Genomic DNA, 16,376 nt, shown 5'->3' on the forward strand with positions numbered 1-16,376 from the left:
CGCCGCCGGCACGGCAGCGGCCGGTGCCGCCGGCGCCGGCGGCACCGCGGTCGTGACGACCGGCCTCGTGGTCGGGGCCGTGGCCGCCCTCGCGGGGGCCGCCGTCGTGGTCGCCCTGGTGGTCGCCCCTTCCGCCGAGCCCGCCCCTGCGGCGCCGGCAGCGGCGGCATCCGACTCGGAACACGGGGCCCCCTCTCGCGACGACGACGCGGGTGCCTCGCCGGATCCCGTCGTCGAGGCGCCGCAGGCCGATCCGATCGTCGACCTCCCACTCGAGCCGGTCGAGTCCGAGCCGGTGCCGGCACCCCCTGTCGACGATTCGCCTGCCGTCGAGCCGGTGCCCGCACCCGGGCCGCCGTCGAACCCCGGTCCGGCACCGACGCCCACCCCCACGCCGACCCCGACGCCGGATCCCGATCCGCCGACCGACACGTTCGCGGCCCCGCCGTCCATCGCGTCGATCGACACCGCCGACTCCCTCGTGATGCCGATCTTCTCGGGAACGGCCGAGGCCGGGGCATCCGTCACCGTCAGCGGCGCCGGGGTCTCGGCGACGACGTCCGCCGATGCGTCGGGCGCCTGGTCGGTCGAGCTCACCGGTCTTCCCGCCGGGCCCTCGACGGTCGAGGCGTGGCAGGTCGACCCCGCCGGGAACACCTCGCAGCGCACGAGCGCGACCGTCGACCTCCTCGCTCCGTCGCTCTCGATCCACGCCGCCGGACCGCTGTTCCACCTCCGGATGGAGGGCCGCCCGAGGGCAGCGGTCGAGGTGCTGCTCGACGGGCGGCACGTCTACCGCACCACGCTGAACGGCGGCGGTTCCAACGCCGATCTCGCCTGGGGGGAGATCCGTGGGCTCCTGCAGATCCGCTACGTCGCGGACGGCAGGGTCGGGCCGACGAGCGACGCCCGCTTCCCGGGCTGACGCGCCAGGCGCCGGCGTTCGACCGCCGCCCGCCCGAGTCCGCACGAACCCGCCCGAACCCGCCCGAGCGGTCAGTCGACGACGGGTGGATGCGGCGCGGTGGGGCTCGAGGCCAGCCAGCCGACCTCGGTGCCGCGTTCGTAGAAGTGCCGGAAGGCGTAGACCAGCGGATTCCAGGCGTTGGGATCGATGTGCACGCCCGTCGGGTCGAGGATCGCGGGCCACGCGTGCACGCGCAGCACCTGGGCCTCCACGATCAGGTAACCGCCGTCGAGTCCGGGCGTCGCGCGCGCGACGCGCGCCTCGAACTGCAGCGCGCACTCGTGCACGCGCGGCGGCTCGACGAGGTCGGAGGGCTGCGGCGTGAGCCCGGCGGCGCCGAACTTGTCGGGCTCGAAGCGGTACCGCGCGCGCTTGGCCTCGGGCACCGGGTCGCGGCCGGTCAGGCCCGAGAGCCGCACGACGGCCTGCCACAGCGGACCCGAGGGGAAGTTCACCGTCAGGTCGGGTCGCACGAGCAGGTTCGACGCCGTCTGGCCGTCGAGCTCGATGCCGAGCACGAGGGTCTTGCCGAGCGCCCAGTAGGACGACGCGGGCGCGAGGTTCGGCGAGCCGTCGGGGTTCTCGGTGGCGATCAGGAAGGCCGGCGTGCCCACGTACAGCACGCTCGGATCGACGACGACATGGCTCGGGCTGGTCACCGCCTGAGACTATGACGTGATGACCGATGACACCTCGAATGTGACACCGGAGCCCGTCGGCGACGCCGTGTGCTGGCTCTCGCGGGTGTGCGACGCGTGCGGAGCGTTCGTCGAGGGCGTGGATGCCACGCCGTGCTGGCACTGCGGCGCGGTCGCCGGGCGCGATTGAACGCGGTGGATGCCTCGCGCACGGGCTCGACTCACACGTTCGGCGGACCCGCCTCGAGACGCGCCCGCGCCGCCGCCTCGATGCGGTCGGCGGGGATGGTCCAGTCGGACTCGAGCCACCAGTTCACGCCCGCGTCGGCCCAGGGCAGCACGGTCGCGGCGGCTGCGGCAGCGTCGGTCGCGCTCGTCGCGCCCTCGTGGGTGATCGCGTACGGACGATCGCCGAGGCCCGCGGCCTCGCGTTCGCGACGGATCCACGCGATCGCCTCGGCGGCGATCTCGGGCGTGTACGCCGCAGCCTGCACCTCGGGACTCGACAGCTCGGCCCCGGGCGGCGCGTAGTTCGGCAGCCAGCCGTCGGCGGTGACGACGCGCCGCATCGACCGCGGTCTCGGCCACATGCCGACGACCCACGTGGTGATGCGCGGCTGCTGCACGGTCGGCAGCGGCAGCATCTCCTCGGTGCGCCGGGCGCGGTAGTGCCTGCCCTCGTACGCGAACGGCTCGCCCTTCCACAGGTGGCCGAGCAACTCGAGCGACTCGTCGAGCCGTTCGGCGCGCACCCGCCGGCCGGGGTCGGACTCGAAGATCCAGAACCGCTCCTCGACCGACTCGGGCACGCCGAGCCCTGCCGAGAGGATGACGCGCCCGCCCGAGAGCCGATCGACCGTCATCGTCTGCCCGGCCAGCTCCCACGGCCGGCGTCGCGGCACCGGCGTGAGCATCGTGCCGAGCCGGATGCGCTCGGTGCGCATCGCCGCGGCCGCAAGGGTCGCCCACGGGTCGGTCGCCCAGATGCCCTCCCAGACGAAGAACGCGTCCCAGCCGTTCGACTCGGCGACCACCGCGAGGTCGACGGCGATCTCGGGATCGCTCCCGGTGTAGATGAAGCCGTACTCCATGCCGCCACGCTATGCACGGCCACCGACATCGGCGCCCTGCTGTCCCTGAGCCAGGCGAGGGCCTACGATGTAGGTAAGCCTTACCTCAGACCCGAAGGGCGCTCCATGACCGTCGTCTCCCCCGTGGACCTCCAGACCGCGCCCGAGCCGCTCGACGTCGCCGCCCTCGTGCGCGCCGCGACCGCCGACGACCACCGCAACGCCGAGACGCGCGGGTTCATCACCCGACTCATGGGCGGTGAGCTCTCGCTCGCCGACTACACGCGCTACCTCGCCCAGTTCGCCTGGGTCTACGAGGCGCTCGAGTCCCGCGGCAGCCGCATCGACGACCCCGCCGTCTTCGACCCCCAGCTCGCGCGCATGGCCGCGATCGAGTCCGACCTCGCCGCGCTCGGCGCCGCCGACTGGCGCGAGACGCATCCGGCATTGCCGGCCACCGCCGCCTACGCCGCGCACCTGCGCGCCATCGCGGGCGATGACGTGCGCTATCTCGCCCACCACTACACGCGCTACCTGGGCGACCTGTCGGGCGGCCAGGCGATCTCCGCCCTCGTGGCCCGCCACTACGGCGCGACACCCGCGCAGCTGAGCTTCTACGACTTCGACCTCGGAGACGAGGGTCCCGTGCGCTACAAGCGCCGCTACCGCGAGGCGATGAACGCCCTCGCCCTCCGGCCGGCACAGGTCGACGTGCTGGTCGAGGAGGCCCGCGCCTCGTTCCGGCTCAACGGCGCGATCTTCGAGGCGCTCGCGGCGTAGGTGCGGCGTAGGCGCGGCGTCCCGCCGGCACGAACCCCGGGTCATCCGCCCGGATGATTCAGGGCGATCCCCCATGTCGCCATCCGCGGCCCTCGGTAGACTGCACGAAACCCCGCCGCACGCGACACCGGCGACCGTCCGTGTCCGCCGACGACAGGAGCATTCCGCGTGATCCACACCGCCCTCATCCCGTGGCTCGACCCCGAGTCCATCATCGCCGGCGCGGGTCCGTGGGCGCTGCTCGTGGTGTGCGCCATCGTCTTCGCCGAGACGGGGCTGCTCGTCGGGTTCCTCCTGCCGGGCGACACGCTGCTGGTGATCTCGGGCCTGCTCTCGCACCCGCTCGACGGCTCGCCGAACGGCGTCTTCGGCATCTCGGTGTGGTGGGTGTCGCTGCTGATCGGCCTCGCGGCGTTCGTGGGCGGCGAGGTCGGGTACTACATCGGCCACAAGGCGGGCCCCGCGGTCTTCGAGCGCAAGGAATCGGGCGTCTTCAGCGTCAAGAACGTCGAGCGCACGAACGCGTTCTTCGAGCGCTTCGGCGGCCTCACCATCATCCTCGCGAGGTTCGTGCCGATCGTGCGCACGTTCGCCCCCGTCGCCGCGGGCGTCGGCCACATGGGCAAGGGCAAGTACACCCTCTACAACTTCATCGGCGCCGTGCTCTGGGGCTTCGGCCTGACGATGTTCGGCTACGCGATCGGGTTCATCCCGGTGGTGGGCGACCTCGTCAAGGAGTACATCGACCTCATCCTGCTCGCCGCGGTCGGCGGCACCGCGCTCGTGACGATCTGGCACTACCTGCGCGAGCGCTCGAAGGCCAAGAAGGCGGCAGCCGCCGGCGAAGACGTCGTCACCGACGAAGACGAGGCCGAGCAGCTCGTGCTCGACCCCGACGTGTTCGACCGCGGCCCGCAGCACGACGACAAGTAGCGCGAAGCGCCGCCACTCACCTGACGAACGGATGCCTCGGGCCTGTGCCCCGGGGCATCCGTCATGCCGGCCGCGTGACGGTCTCGTCAGGGGTGCGCCGCGTGCTCGCGGCCGGCGCGGCCGGAGTGCCCCGCCGGCTCGAGCTGGAACGTCGAGTGCTCGACGTCGAAGTGGGCGCTGAGGCATCCGCCCAGTTCGTCGAGGAGGTCGCCCGCGCGCCCCGGCGCGAGCACCGACGGCTCGACCTCGACGTGCGCGCTGAACACCGGCGAACCCGACGTGATCGCCCAGACGTGCACGTCGTGCACGGCGACCACGCCCGGCGTGCCGAGCAGGTGCTCGCGGATCTCGGCGACGTCGGTGTCTGCGGGCGCCGACTCGCTGAGCACGCGCACCACGTCGCGCAACAGCAGCAGTGCACGCGGCACGATCATCGCGGCGATGACGAGCGAGGCGACGGCGTCGGCGAGCACGAATCCGGTCGCCAGCATGACGACCGCGGCGACGATCACCGCGATCGAGCCGAGCAGGTCGCCGAACACCTCGAGCGTCGCGCCGCGCAGGTTGAGCGAATCGCGCGAGCCGCCGCGCAGCACGAGCAGCGCGGCGACGTTCGCGACGAGGCCGATCGCCGCGACGACGAGCATCGGCGTCGTCTGCACCTCGGCCGGCGCGACGGCGGTGAGCCTGCCGATCGCCTCGACCGTGACGGATGCCGCGACGACGAGGAGGATGACGCCGTTGGCCAGGGCCGCGAAGACCTCGACGCGCTGGTAGCCGAACGTCTGCCGGTCGGTCGCAGGACGGGCAGCGACGAACGCCGCGACCAGCGCGATGACGAGGCCGATGAGGTCGGAGAGCATGTGGCCCGCGTCGGCGAGCAGCGCGAGCGAGCCGCTCAGCCAGGCGCCGACGACCTCGACGACGAGCACGGTGCCGACGATGCCGATCACGATGCCGAGGCGCGCCCGATCGGTGGTGCGGTGCGAGTGGTCGTGGCCCATGATGCTTCCAGCGTAGGCCGGAAACCGCAGGTCAGCCCGAGATAGGAATGAGTCGCGTTCTCAGTGCGCGGGGCGCGGATCGCCCCGCTCCTCGAGCGACGGAAACCTGCGCTATTCGCCGGCCGACAGGGCGGATGCCACGCGCTCGAGCTCGGGCATGAGCGCGGCGAAGGCGCGCGCGCGGTGGCTCTCGGCGTTCTTCACCTCGGGCAGCAGTTCGGCGGCCGTGACCTCTCGCCCCTCGGGTTCGAAGACGGGGTCGTAGCCGAAGCCGTGCGAGCCGCGCGGCTCGTACGCGAGCGCGCCCGGCCAGCGCCCCTCGGCGACGAACTCCTCGGCGCCCGACGGCAGCCCCTCGGGCACCACAAGCGCGATCGTGCAGTGGAAGGAGGCGCCGCGGTCGGGCCGCTTCACGTCGGCGAGCTGGTCGAGCAGCAGCCGCACGTTCGCCTCGTCGCTTGCGAGCGAGCCCGCCCAGCGCGCCGAGAAGATGCCCGGTGCCCCGCCGAGCACGTCGACGCAGATGCCCGAGTCGTCGGCGAGCGAGATGCGACCCGTGTGCGCCGCGGCCGCGCGCGCCTTGATGAGCGCATTCTCGGCGAAGCTCGTGCCGTCTTCGACGGGCGACGGCCCGTCGTACGGCAGCACCGTGATGCCGGGCATCCGCTCGCCGAGGATCCGCTGGAACTCGGCGACCTTGTGCGCGTTGTGGGTCGCGAGCACGACCTCGAGCGCCATCGTCACTCCCCCTGCGCCGCGAGCGCGGCGAGCTGGATGCGGGTCAGGTCGGCGGTGCCCGCGAGCGCGAGGTCGAGCAGCGAGTCGAGTTCGCGGCGGTCGAACGGGGCGCCCTCGGCGGTGCCCTGCACCTCGACGAACAGGCCGCGCCCGGTCGCGACGACGTTCATGTCGGTCTCGGCGCGCACGTCCTCGACGTAGGCGAGGTCGAGCATGGGCGTGCCGTCGATGATGCCGACCGACACCGCCGCGACGGTGTCGATCAGCGGCTTGGCCTTCTGCCCGACGAACTTCCTGCCTCGTGCCCACTCGATGGCGTCGGCGAGCGCGACGTACGCACCCGTGATGGCGGCGGTGCGGGTGCCGCCGTCGGCCTGCAGCACGTCGCAGTCGATCTGGATGGTGTTCTCGCCGAGGCCCTTCGTGTCGACGACGGCGCGCAGGCTCCGGCCGATCAGCCGGCTGATCTCGTGCGTGCGCCCGCCGATGCGGCCCTTGACCGACTCGCGGTCGTTACGGGTGTTCGTCGAGCGGGGCAGCATCGAGTACTCGGCGGTGACCCAGCCCTTGCCGGAGCCGTTCATCCAGCGCGGCACGCCGTTGGTGAAGCTCGCGGTGCACAGCACCTTCGTGCGCCCGAACGAGATGAGGGCGCTGCCCTCGGCGTGCGCGCTCCAGCCGCGCTCGATCACGACCTCGCGCAGCTGGTCGGGGGTACGGCCGTCGGCACGGACGAGATCGGCTGCGGATTCGGTCACGAGAGGATTCCCTTCGGGAGGTGGATGGCCCCGGTCTGCACGAGCTCGACGCTCGGGATCTCGGGACCGATGAGCCGGTTGGCCAGGTCGAGGAAGGCGTGGGTCGACTCGCCGGTCGCCTCGTAGCGGCGGGTCGGCGGCGTCGGGTCGCGTCGTTCCATGCCGCGCCCGACGAGCACGCGATAGACGTCGTTGGCGGTCTCGACGTCGCTCGAGACGAGCGTCACGTCTTCGCCCATGACGTAGGAGATCGCGCCCTTGAGGAACGGGTAGTGCGTGCAGCCGAGTACGAGCGTGTCGACGCCTGCGCGCTTGAGCGGCGCGAGGTACTCCTCGGCGACGCTCAGCACCTCGTCGCCGGTCGTGACGCCGGTCTCGACGAACTCCACGAAGCGCGGGCACGCCCGGCTCGTGAGCTGGAGGTGCGGGGCGGCCGCGAACGCGTCGTCGTAGGCGCGCGACTGGATCGTGCCCTGCGTGCCGATGACGCCGACGTGCCCGGTCTTCGTCGCGGCGACCGCTCGCCGCACGGCGGGCTGGATCACCTCGACGACGGGCACGTCGTAGCGCTCGCGCGCGTCGCGGAGCATCGCCGCCGACGCCGTGTTGCACGCGATCACGAGCATCTTCACGCCCTGCGCGACCAGGTCGTCGAGTACCGCGAGCGCGTAGCGCCGGACATCCGCGATCTTCTTCGGGCCGTAGGGCGAGTGCTCGAGGTCGCCGACGTACAGGATCGACTCGTTCGGCAGCTGGTCCATGACCGCGCGTGCGACGGTGAGCCCGCCGACGCCGGAGTCGAAGATGCCGATCGGTGCGTCCATACGAGGATCCAGCTTAGGCGAGGCATCCGCCTCGCTAGGCTCGAGACGTGACCGGCTCGACTGCCCTCTTCACCGACCGCTACGAACTGACGATGGTGGATGCCGCGTTGCTCGACGGCACCGCGCACCGCGAGAGCCTCTTCGAGGCGTTCGCTCGGCGACTGCCCGACGGCCGGAGGTACGGCGTCGTCGCGGGCACCGGCCGCCTTCTCGAGCTGATCGAGCGGTTCCGCTTCGCCGACGCCGAGCTCGAGTGGCTCCGCGAACACGAGGTCGTGCGCCCCGCGACCCTCGACTGGCTCGCCGACTACCGGTTCCGCGGCGACATCTGGGGCTACCGCGAGGGCGAGGCGTACTTCCCCGGTTCGCCGTTGCTGACCATCCGGGCGACGTTCGCCGAGGCGGTCATGCTCGAGACGCTCGTGCTCTCGACGCTGAACTTCGACTCGTCGGTCGCGAGCGCGGCGGCGCGCATGGTGTCGGTCGCGCTCGGACGGCCGCTGGCCGAGATGGGCTCGCGCCGCACCAACGAGGGCTCGGCGGTCGCCGCGGCCCGCGCGGCGTACATCGCCGGATTCGACGCGACGAGCAACCTCGAGGCGGGCCGCGCCTGGGGCATTCCGACGATGGGCACCGCCGCGCACGCGTTCACGCTGCTGCACGACAGCGAGGAGGAGGCGTTCCGCGCGCAGGTCGAGGCGCTCGGGCCGAAGACGACGCTCCTCGTCGACACGTACGACATCGCGCGCGGCGTCGAGACCGCGGTGCGCGTCGCGGGCACCGGGCTCGGGGCCGTGCGCATCGACTCCGGCGACCTGCCGACGGTCGTCGGCGCCGTGCGCGACCAGCTCGACGCCCTCGGCGCCGTCGACACGAAGATCACGGTCACGAGCGACCTCGACGAGTTCACCATCGCCGCGCTCTCGGGTGCACCCGTCGACTCCTACGGGGTCGGCACCTCCGTCGTCACGGGATCGGGGGCGCCGGCCGCCGGCATGGTGTTCAAGCTCGTCGCGCGGCGCGACGACGGCGGCGACTGGGTGCCGGTCGCGAAGGCCTCGACGTCCAAGGCATCCGTCGGCGGCCGCAAGAACGCGGCCCGCCGGCTCGATTCGACGCGCACCGCGCGCGAGGAGCTCGTGTTCCTCGGCGACGGCCCCGACGGGGCCGACGAGTTCGCGCCCGACGACCAGCTGCGTCCCCTGATGGTGCCGCTCATGCGCGACGGCGAGGCGGATGCCTCGTTCACCGGCCCCGAGGGCACGCGGGCAGCCCGCGCGCACCGCGCCGAGGTCATGCAGGAACTGCCGATCGAGGCGTTCCGGCTCGGCCGCGGCGAACCCGCGATCCCGACGACGTACCGCTGAGCGGCTACGCGCGCTTCATGCGCTCGTAGATCTCCTTGCAGGTCGGACAGACCGGGAACTTCTCGGGGTCGCGCCCCGGGGTCCACTTCTTGCCGCAGAGCGCCTTCACGGGCTTGCCGGTGAGCGCCGACTCGAGGATCTTCTCCTTCTGCACGTAGTGCGAGAAGCGCTCGTGGTCGCCCGGTTCGATGTGCTCCTCTTCGAGGAGCTTCTCGAGCTCGCGGTCCAGCACGGACGTGCCGCCGCCGGGCTGGTCGGGATCGGCGATGCTGGCGCGAGGGGCCTGGGCGACCTGCTCGGCGAGCACGGCCTCGGACGCGACGAACACGGGCAGCGCGGACTCGGACATGGGGTCGATTCTACGCGGCTACGCGCGCATGGCGGCCTGCAGGATCTCGGGCCCGCGACGCTCGAACACGCGCCCCCCGAGCCAGACGCCGCCGATGAGGACGAGCAGGCCGAGGCCCACTCCGGCGGCGAGCGAGAGCAGGTGCCACTCGGGATCCACGAAGATGCCGAAGCCCGCGAACACGAGTGCTGGCGCGGCGATGATGAGCGCGCCGAACATCGTGATCGACTGCACGAACGCCGAGAGCGCCCCGGTCGACTGCGGCTGCTGGAACGGGCTGTCGCCCGGCTTCACGGCCGGGTACGGGAATCGTGCGCTGCTCACCGAGCCGATGCCGAGGCCGGCGAACAGGAGGGCCGTGCTCACGCCGATCACGCTCGGCAGCAGGCGGTCGTCTTCGAGGACGAGTCCCGTGATCGCGCTGCCGAGCCCGATCACGAGCACGCCGGCGATGAGCACCGGCACCAGCCGCCCGAACCGGTCGGCCGCGCCGCGCACGCCGGAGGCGACGTGCAGCCAGACGGCGGTCGAGTCGTACGCGGTGTCGTTGTGCACGCTCCAGCCGAGGAACAGCGCCATGAGCGGCACGGGGATGAGCGGCAGGTAGTCGGAGGGGACGCCGGCGATCGACAGCGGCACGAGCACCACGACCGGCAGCACCGGGATCATGATGAAGGCCACCCAGTACCGCGCGTCGCGGAACCAGTACGTGAGGCTGCGAGCGGCGATCGTGCCGGTCGCCGTGTGCGGCAGCCGGTCGAACCAGCCGAGGCCCCGGTAGCTCTTCGACGAGGCCTCGCGACCCGGAGTCACGAGCATGAGGGCGACGAGCCGCTGCCAGGCCAGCCAGAGCACCCAGAGGGATGCCGCGGCGATCAGCAGCTTCAGGACGGCGGCGCCCCATGCGCCCGCCGCGGCGTCGCCGGGAACCGCGAAGGCGGCGCCGATCGGCGTCCAGCCGAGGATGCCGCCGAGCGATTCGAGCAGCGGAATGCCCGCCGACGACCAGTCCGCCGTCACGAGCAGCACGATGACCGGCGAGAGCGCGACGATGATCAGCAGCCCGAGCACGCCGGAGAACTCCTTCGCGCGCCGGCTCGCGAGCAGCAGCGACCCGAGGGCCGTCGTGACGCGCGCGACGAGCAGGCAGGTCGCGAATGCGAGCGCGGCGCCGACGATGGCGAAGAGGGTCTCGCCGAAGCCGCGCGACCAGGTCACGATCGTGCCGGTCAGCACGATCGCGAGCACGAGCGCCGGCACGCCGATCAGTGCGGAGACCGCCAGGCCGAACGCGAGCGTGCGATCGGGGATGCCGAACAGCGCGAAGCGCCGCGGATCGAGCGTGTCATCGGTGCCGAAGACGAGCGGAACCACGATGAACCCGACGACCGTCAGCGACCCGGCGACGATCAGCACGTCACGGATCAGCGCGACGTCGTCGAAGGCGCGCAGGCCCACGAGGACGAGAAAGAGCAGGAAGGCGAGGCCGAGCCCGTAGACGAGGCCCACCACCATGCCGACGACCTGCCAGGCGCTGCGCCGGAACAGGTTGGCCATCAGCTGCAGCTTCAGTCGGAGAAACTGTGCAACCATTCCATCCCCTCCGCAGCCTTGCGCCCGCCGGCGAGCTCGACGAATCGATCTTCGAGAGTCTCACCCGCGCGCACCTCGTCGAGCGTGCCGTGCGCGAGCACGCGGCCCGCCACGACGATCGCGACGGAGTCGCAGACCCGCTCGATGAGGTCCATGCCGTGGCTGGAGAGGACGACGGTGCCGCCGCCGGCGACGTAGCGCTCGAGGATCTCGGTGAGGTTGGCCGCCGACACGGGGTCGACGGACTCGAACGGTTCGTCGAGCACGAGCAGTCGGGGCGAGTGGATCATGGCGCACGCGAGCGCGATCTTCTTCGTCATGCCGGCCGAGTAGTCGGCGACGAGCCGGTCGATCGCGTCGTCGAGGCCGAACGCCTGGATGAGGTCGGCCGAGCGTTCGCGCACCGTGCGGTGGTCGAGGCCGCGCAGGGTGCCCGAGTAGTCGAGCAGCTGCGCGCCGGTGAGCCGGTCGAACAGCCGCAGCCGGTCGGGCAGCACGCCGATGACGCGCTTCGCGGCCTTGGGGTCGGCCCACACGTCGATGCCGTGGATGCGCACCACGCCCTCGTCGGGGCGCAGCAGGCCGGTGATCATCGACAGCGTCGTCGTCTTGCCCGCACCGTTGGGGCCGACGACGCCGTAGAACGAACCGGCCCGCACGTCGAGCGACACCTGGTCGACCGCGAGGTTCGGGCCGAATCGCTTCACGAGGCCGCCGACCTCGAGCACCGTCGGCGTGTCGGCCGACGGCGCGGGTCGTGCGACGCGCAGGGTGCGCTTCTTGCGCGGCGTGGCCGGGGCGTTCGGAAGCGAGATCACGGAGACCGCCGCCGACGCGGTGGGGGCCACGGGCGCGACGGGCGGGGCAGCGGGTTCGGGCGCCGCCTCGGCAGGTGCCTCGGGCGCCGCCTCGACGGGGGCCGCCTGCACCGTCTCCTCCTCGAGGGTCACCGCCTCCACGGGCGCCTCCGGTTCGACGGACACCGCCTCCTCGACGGGCACCGCCTGCTCGACGGACGGAGCCGCAGCTACGACGGCCACCTCGTCGACGATCGGCGCCGAGCCCTCCGCGGATACCGCGTCGACGGCCGGTGCGGCAGGGCTCCGTGCCGCTCTCGCCACGGCCGCGGCGGCGGCCGTGGTCGCGACCACGGACAGCTTCGCCGATTCGCCGCCATTCGCGCGGGCGTCGGCGCCCGCCTCGCGTCGGGGCACCTCCACGACGGCCATCTGCACGGACTCCGTCGGGTTCGCCTGCTCGACCGCGCGGGCTGCGGCGACGGCGATGCCGGCCGACGGGGCTGCGGACTCCGCGGTGGCCGCGGACTCCGTGGCGGCGCCCGGCTCGGCGGTCGGAGACTTCCTGGGCGTGCGCTCGGCAGCGGTCGTCTCGGTGGTGAGCGCCGCCGCGACGCGTGGCTGCTCGCGCTTGCGCGCGGTCGACTCCGCGGCACGCTCGCGCGCCGCGGCGCTCGTGGCCGCACCCTTCGCGGCCGGCCGCTTCGCGGTGCGCGCAGCCTGGCCACGCGTCTCGGCCGCCGACTTCGAGGCGGTGCGCGAGGCCGGCGTCCGTCGGGAGGCGGTGGTCGCCGCCGAGCCCGACGCCGACGCGGCTTGCTCGCCGGCCGGCTTGCGCGTGCGCGGCGTCTTCGCGGGCGCCGCTTCGGCGGAGGCATCCTTCTTCGCCGTCGTCTTCGCAGCCGTCGTGTTCGCGGCCGTCGTCTTCGCAGCCGTGGTCTTCGCAGCCGTCGTCTTCGCGGCCGTCGTCTTCGCAGCTGCCGTCTTCGCGGGCGCCGGGGCATCCGTCTTCGCCGCCGACTCGGACTCCTCCGCGGCGTCGGGCTTCACGACCGGCTTCCCGGCCGCGGGCTTCCCGGCCGCGGGCTTCCTGGCCGCGGGCTTCTTCGGCGTGCCCTCGCCGCCCTCGGACGAGGCCGACGCCGTGCCCTGCGCGGGGCTCCGGCGCGCCGGCGCGCGGCGCGCCCCGGCGGTGCTGCGCGAGCCCGTCGCGGTGGATTCCCCCTGTGCAGCGGACGCCCCCCGGCCGGTGTCTTCACGAGCCTCGTCGTCGTCTGCTGGGCGCGAAACTGAAGTCACCCGGCAACGGTATCAACGCGAACGGCGCTCGTCCTCCTCATGTGGAGGGAATCATCCTCACGGCCGATTGTTTCCTGAACGTCACCTGAACGTAACGTCACGATCGAATGACGACCTCCGGACGGATTCTTCGCCGCACCGGGACCAACGGGTAGGCTGGGGGCGGCATAACGGCGTGTCCAGATTCGTACTTCCGGGTGAACGGCGGGCGAACGATCCACCACGAGATCGGTCCCGACGCTGCATCCGACCACCGAAGGAGATGCAGTGACCACCCAGATCGTGATCCTCGCAGCCGGCATGGGGAGCCGGCTCGGGCGTTCCCTCCCCAAGCCGTTGACCGAACTCAGCGACGGCCGCACCATCATGCGCCAGCAGTTCGACAACATCGAGCACGCGTTCGGGCCCAAGCCGAACGTCACGATCGTCGTGGGCTACAAGCTCGAGCACATCATCGAGGCGTTCCCGCAGGCCTCCTTCGTCTACAACGAGGAGTACGACCAGACGAACACCTCGAAGTCGCTCATGCGGGCGCTCAAGGCCTCGCAGCCGGGCGGCGTGCTCTGGATGAACGGCGACGTCGTGTTCGATCCCGCCATCCTCGTGCGCGCCCTCCCCCTCATCGAGCGCGACCAGTCCTTCGTCACCGTCAACACCGCGAAGGTCTCCGACGAAGAGGTCAAGTACACGACCAGCGCAGAGGGCTACATCAAGGAGCTCTCGAAGACCGTGCGCGGCGGGCTCGGCGAGGCCGTCGGCATCAACTACATCTCGGGCCGCGACAAGGCCACCTTCCTCGCGCACCTCCAGCGCGTCGGCGACCAGGACTACTTCGAGCGCGGCCTCGAGCTCGCGATCGAGCGCAACGGCCTGCTCGTCGAGCCGATGGACGTCTCGGACCTCTACGCGGTCGAGATCGACTTCGCCGAAGACCTGGAGCGCGCGAACCACTTCGTGTGATCGACGAACCCTGCACCACAGCAGGAGAGCGGATGCCCCGGGGCATCCGCTCTTCGTCGTTTCGGGGCTTCCCCGGCTACGCCCGCGTCACCGACCGGGCGACGCCGGCGCGCTCGAGGGCGCGCGCGATGACGCGGCCGATCCAGATGAACAGGGGCGGGCTGCCGACCCAGCAGGCCAGGGAGATGATCCACGCCCACCACGCGTAGTGCTCGGCGCCCTGCGCGACGAACACCGCGATGCCGAGGATCGCCCCGGAGAACACGCCCGCGAGGTAGAACATCCAGGGATCCCAGCGGCGGTAGCGCGTCACCAGGAACGGCAGTTCGAGCAGCACGCCGACCAGCAACCCGGTGCCGACATAGCGCCAGAACCACCACGGCGCGAAGGCGGCGCCGACGAGGCCCGCGATGAGCCCGGTCAGGATGCCCGTGCCCGGCCGCTTCAGGAGCGCCAGCGCGACGACGCTCGGCAGGAAGTGCGACCCGATCGTGAGGCCGTACAGCAGCGGCCCGAACGCGGCGAACGCCGCCGCGAGGTAGCCGGCTCCGCCGGCGACCAGGCCGCCGCCCACGCCGATCGCCGCACAGCTCATCAGGATCCGGGTACTCGCACGATGCACCCTGCCAACCTACCGCCGGCGTCGCTGGAGGGGTGCTGAAGGAACACGGACGCGCATCTACGATGGGAGCGTGACGAGCTACGCCGAGACGCACCCGCTGCAGCGGACGTGGTGGTCCCGGTATCGGCACTCGCTCTGGCTGCTGACGACCCGCGACCTCAAGGTGCGCTATTCGACCTCGGCGCTCGGCTACGTGTGGTCGGTGCTCGATCCGCTCGTCATGGCGGGCATCTACTGGTTCGTGTTCACGCAGGTCTTCCAGAAGCCCGTCGGCACCGAACCGTACATCGTGTTCCTGCTGTCGGCGCTGCTGCCGTGGATGTGGTTCAACGGCGCGGTCTCCGACTCGACCCGCGCGTTCCTCAAAGATGCGAAGCTCGTGCGCTCGACGATGATCCCCCGCACGATCTGGGTGAACCGCCTGGTGCTCTCGAAGGGCATCGAGTTCGTCTTCGCCCTGCCCGTGCTGGCGCTCTTCGCGATCTTCGCGGGGGCATCCGTCTCGTGGCAGCTGGTGTACTTCCCCCTCGCGATCGTGCTGCAGGCGGTGCTGACCGCCGGCGTCGCGCTCATCGTCGCCCCGCTCGTCGTCTTCTTCCGCGACCTCGAACGCGCGGTCAAGCTCGTGCTGCGCTTCCTCTTCTATGCGTCGCCGATCATCTACGGCGCGACCGACCTGCCCGAGGGCATGCAGTTCTGGGCGGCGTTCAACCCCCTGACGGGCATCTTCAGCCTGTACCGGGCGGGCTTCTTCCCCGACCAGCTGATCCTGTTCGAGGTCGTGGTCAGCGCGGCCATGTCGGTACTGCTGCTCGTGATCGGGCTCTGGGTCTTCCGGTCCAGCGAGCGCCAGGTGCTGAAGGAGATCTGATGGCGGATGCCACGACGGCGACGGCCTCGACGCCCGGGGCCCCCGCGGAGTTCGCCATCCGCGTCCAGGGGCTCGGCATCCGGTTCCGCCGCAACCGGCGCGGGCGGCGCAGCTTCAAGGACCTCCTCTCGGGGCGGAGCCGCCGCACCCGCCCCGGCGAGTTCTGGGCCCTGCGCGGCGCGTCGTTCGACGTGCGGGCCGGCGAGGCGATCGGCGTCGTCGGCCGCAACGGCCAGGGCAAGTCGACGCTGCTGAAGCTCGTCGCCGGCGTGATGCTGCCCGACGAGGGCTCGGTCGTCGTCGAGGGCGGCGTCGCGCCGCTCATCGAGATCACGGGCGGCTTCGTCGACGACCTCACCGTGCGCGACAACGTGTACCTGACCGCGGGCCTGCACGGCATGACGCGCGCGCAGGTCGACGCGAAGTTCGACGAGATCCTCGAGTTCGCCGGCATCGGCGACTTCGTCGACACGCCCTACAAGCACCTCTCGAGCGGCATGAAGGTGCGCATCGCGTTCGCGGTGATCTCGCAGCTCGAGGAGCCGATCCTGCTCGTCGACGAGGTGCTCGCGGTGGGCGACAAGGCGTTCCGCGAGAAGTGCTACCGGCGCATCGAGGAGATGTTGGCCGGAGGCCGCACCATGTTCTTCGTCTCGCACAACGAGCGCGACCTGCGCCGCTTCTGCACCCGGGGCCTCTACCTCGACAAGGGCTCGCTCGTGCTCGACGCGCCGATCGACGACGTGCTCGACCGGTACAACGGCGACTACAACTCGTAGGCCGCGCCGCCGGCGGGCCGGTCGGTC

General features: G+C 71.8%; 18 protein-coding genes. 8 read left to right on the forward strand and 10 right to left on the reverse strand.

What is annotated here, in order from left to right; translation table 11 throughout:
• The coding region (locus GE115_RS18375; RefSeq protein ID WP_246190759.1) for an Ig-like domain-containing protein at positions 1 to 925 on the forward strand (925 nt) is incomplete at its 5' end.
• A gap of 71 nt (positions 926 to 996) precedes the next feature.
• On the opposite strand, the gene GE115_RS12180 is transcribed toward GE115_RS18375, so the two are convergent.
• Positions 997 to 1,626 carry a flavin reductase family protein gene (locus GE115_RS12180; protein ID WP_216648829.1) on the reverse strand — a complete coding sequence of 210 codons (630 nt, stop codon included), beginning with the start codon at positions 1,624 to 1,626 and terminating at the stop codon, positions 997 to 999.
• A 19-nt stretch (positions 1,627 to 1,645) separates the two neighbouring features.
• On the opposite strand from GE115_RS12180, the gene GE115_RS18380 reads away from it, so the two are divergent.
• Positions 1,646 to 1,795 (forward strand): hypothetical protein, encoded by a 150-nt coding sequence (locus GE115_RS18380; RefSeq protein WP_172979883.1) that lies wholly within the window; start codon positions 1,646 to 1,648, stop codon positions 1,793 to 1,795.
• 31 nt (positions 1,796 to 1,826) lie between these two features.
• On the opposite strand, the gene GE115_RS12185 is transcribed toward GE115_RS18380, so the two are convergent.
• Entirely contained in the window at positions 1,827 to 2,696 is an 870-nt protein-coding gene (locus GE115_RS12185) for an LLM class flavin-dependent oxidoreductase (RefSeq protein WP_153685075.1), read from the reverse strand.
• A 105-nt stretch (positions 2,697 to 2,801) separates the two neighbouring features.
• Here GE115_RS12185 and GE115_RS12190 point away from each other — a divergent pair, with 105 nt between their 5' ends.
• Together GE115_RS12190 and GE115_RS12195 are read left to right on the forward strand one after the other, a co-directional pair.
• On the forward strand, positions 2,802 to 3,455 hold the full coding sequence (locus GE115_RS12190) for a biliverdin-producing heme oxygenase (protein WP_153685076.1): 654 nt from the start codon (positions 2,802 to 2,804) through the stop codon (positions 3,453 to 3,455).
• Positions 3,456 to 3,623: 168 nt separating this feature from the next.
• A complete protein-coding gene (locus GE115_RS12195; protein WP_376765714.1) occupies positions 3,624 to 4,388 on the forward strand; it encodes a DedA family protein in 765 nt (254 codons plus the stop codon).
• Between the two features lie 86 nt (positions 4,389 to 4,474).
• Here GE115_RS12195 and GE115_RS12200 read toward each other — a convergent pair whose 3' ends face one another.
• From GE115_RS12200 to murI, 4 genes are all read right to left on the reverse strand, one after another.
• Positions 4,475 to 5,392 (reverse strand): cation diffusion facilitator family transporter, encoded by a 918-nt coding sequence (locus GE115_RS12200; protein WP_153685077.1) that lies wholly within the window; start codon positions 5,390 to 5,392, stop codon positions 4,475 to 4,477.
• A gap of 111 nt (positions 5,393 to 5,503) precedes the next feature.
• Entirely contained in the window at positions 5,504 to 6,130 is a 627-nt protein-coding gene (gene rdgB, locus GE115_RS12205) for an RdgB/HAM1 family non-canonical purine NTP pyrophosphatase (RefSeq protein ID WP_153685078.1), read from the reverse strand.
• Between the two features lie 2 nt (positions 6,131 to 6,132).
• On the reverse strand, positions 6,133 to 6,888 hold the full coding sequence (rph, locus tag GE115_RS12210; protein WP_312855124.1) for a ribonuclease PH: 756 nt from the start codon (positions 6,886 to 6,888) through the stop codon (positions 6,133 to 6,135).
• On the reverse strand, positions 6,885 to 7,712 hold the full coding sequence (gene murI, locus GE115_RS12215; RefSeq protein ID WP_153685079.1) for a glutamate racemase: 828 nt from the start codon (positions 7,710 to 7,712) through the stop codon (positions 6,885 to 6,887). The genes rph and murI overlap by 4 nt, the downstream gene beginning before the upstream one ends.
• A 47-nt stretch (positions 7,713 to 7,759) precedes the next feature.
• Between murI and GE115_RS12220 the strand changes: the two genes are divergently transcribed.
• Positions 7,760 to 9,079 carry a nicotinate phosphoribosyltransferase gene (locus GE115_RS12220; protein WP_312855125.1) on the forward strand — a complete coding sequence of 440 codons (1,320 nt, stop codon included), beginning with the start codon at positions 7,760 to 7,762 and terminating at the stop codon, positions 9,077 to 9,079.
• A 4-nt stretch (positions 9,080 to 9,083) separates the two neighbouring features.
• Here GE115_RS12220 and GE115_RS12225 read toward each other — a convergent pair whose 3' ends face one another.
• The 3 genes from GE115_RS12225 to GE115_RS19260 all read right to left on the reverse strand — a co-directional run bounded on the left by GE115_RS12225 (position 9,084) and on the right by GE115_RS19260 (position 13,117).
• Complete coding sequence (locus GE115_RS12225) at positions 9,084 to 9,347, reverse strand: DUF3039 domain-containing protein (protein ID WP_312855154.1); 264 nt, start codon at positions 9,345 to 9,347, stop codon at positions 9,084 to 9,086.
• Between the two features lie 99 nt (positions 9,348 to 9,446).
• On the reverse strand, positions 9,447 to 11,021 hold the full coding sequence (locus GE115_RS12230) for a hypothetical protein (RefSeq protein WP_246190760.1): 1,575 nt from the start codon (positions 11,019 to 11,021) through the stop codon (positions 9,447 to 9,449).
• Entirely contained in the window at positions 10,997 to 13,117 is a 2,121-nt protein-coding gene (locus tag GE115_RS19260) for an ABC transporter ATP-binding protein (protein WP_312855126.1), read from the reverse strand. Before GE115_RS19260 ends, GE115_RS12230 begins: the two co-directional genes overlap by 25 nt.
• 267 nt (positions 13,118 to 13,384) lie before the next feature.
• Here GE115_RS19260 and GE115_RS12240 point away from each other — a divergent pair, with 267 nt between their 5' ends.
• The gene (locus GE115_RS12240; RefSeq protein WP_312855127.1) at positions 13,385 to 14,077 is read left to right on the forward strand and encodes a phosphocholine cytidylyltransferase family protein; all 693 of its coding nucleotides are present in this window, start codon (positions 13,385 to 13,387) and stop codon (positions 14,075 to 14,077) included.
• Positions 14,078 to 14,153: 76 nt separating this feature from the next.
• On the opposite strand, the gene GE115_RS12245 is transcribed toward GE115_RS12240, so the two are convergent.
• A complete protein-coding gene (locus GE115_RS12245) occupies positions 14,154 to 14,672 on the reverse strand; it encodes an ECF transporter S component (protein ID WP_153685082.1) in 519 nt (172 codons plus the stop codon).
• Positions 14,673 to 14,769: 97 nt separating this feature from the next.
• Between GE115_RS12245 and GE115_RS12250 the strand changes: the two genes are divergently transcribed.
• Complete coding sequence (locus GE115_RS12250) at positions 14,770 to 15,570, forward strand: ABC transporter permease (RefSeq protein ID WP_312855128.1); 801 nt, start codon at positions 14,770 to 14,772, stop codon at positions 15,568 to 15,570.
• Positions 15,570 to 16,349, forward strand: coding sequence for an ABC transporter ATP-binding protein (locus tag GE115_RS12255; RefSeq protein WP_153685083.1), 780 nt, complete (start codon positions 15,570 to 15,572; stop codon positions 16,347 to 16,349). The genes GE115_RS12250 and GE115_RS12255 overlap by 1 nt, the downstream gene beginning before the upstream one ends.
• The last annotated feature ends 27 nt before the right edge of the window (positions 16,350 to 16,376 follow it).

The organism is Agromyces agglutinans, assembly GCF_009647605.1.
Lineage (GTDB): Bacteria > Actinomycetota > Actinomycetes > Actinomycetales > Microbacteriaceae > Agromyces > Agromyces agglutinans.

Bases quoted from the DNA above. Each gene is read 5' to 3' on its own strand.
- GE115_RS12200 (WP_153685077.1), bottom strand. From the start codon at position 5,392: ATGGGCCACGACCACTCGCACCGCACCACCGATCGGGCGCGCCTCGGC.
- rdgB (WP_153685078.1), bottom strand. From the start codon at position 6,130: ATGGCGCTCGAGGTCGTGCTCGCGACCCACAACGCGCACAAGGTCGCC.
- GE115_RS12185 (WP_153685075.1), bottom strand. From the start codon at position 2,696: ATGGAGTACGGCTTCATCTACACCGGGAGCGATCCCGAGATCGCCGTC.
- GE115_RS12190 (WP_153685076.1), top strand. From the start codon at position 2,802: ATGACCGTCGTCTCCCCCGTGGACCTCCAGACCGCGCCCGAGCCGCTC.
- GE115_RS12255 (WP_153685083.1), top strand. From the start codon at position 15,570: ATGGCGGATGCCACGACGGCGACGGCCTCGACGCCCGGGGCCCCCGCG.
- murI (WP_153685079.1), bottom strand. From the start codon at position 7,712: ATGGACGCACCGATCGGCATCTTCGACTCCGGCGTCGGCGGGCTCACC.
- GE115_RS18380 (WP_172979883.1), top strand. From the start codon at position 1,646: ATGACCGATGACACCTCGAATGTGACACCGGAGCCCGTCGGCGACGCC.
- GE115_RS12230 (WP_246190760.1), bottom strand. From the start codon at position 11,021: ATGGTTGCACAGTTTCTCCGACTGAAGCTGCAGCTGATGGCCAACCTG.
- GE115_RS12245 (WP_153685082.1), bottom strand. From the start codon at position 14,672: ATGAGCTGTGCGGCGATCGGCGTGGGCGGCGGCCTGGTCGCCGGCGGA.